The following is a 244-nucleotide window of genomic DNA, read 5'->3' on the forward strand; positions in this document are numbered from 1 at the left end:
TATGCTGATTATTCATGGCAAACTGCAATGGCTGCGTGGTGAGATCGTAACCGTGCATCTTATACAGCGAGATAGACAGCGGATTCATTCGTTGCAGTCGTTCGATGGGCGATGGTGCCAGAGCGTCGTTATTTTCCAGATACGCGCGAACGTCGTCGTCCAGTCGCTCTAATGAGAATGGCAGGTCACCCGGCACAGGTTCAGGATTGCGATTGAAATCCATAAATACCTGACGCCCTGATTG

1 protein-coding gene is annotated in these 244 nt (G+C 50.4%); it reads right to left on the reverse strand.

Annotated features, from left to right (window positions below):
• The coding region (locus tag SB725_RS33305; protein WP_410923709.1) for a hypothetical protein at positions 1–223 on the reverse strand (223 nt) is incomplete at its 3' end.
• Between the last annotated feature and the right edge of the window lie 21 nt (positions 224–244).

Source organism: Pseudomonas sp. SIMBA_041 (assembly GCF_046535095.1).
Taxonomy (GTDB): domain Bacteria; phylum Pseudomonadota; class Gammaproteobacteria; order Pseudomonadales; family Pseudomonadaceae; genus Aquipseudomonas; species Aquipseudomonas mucoides.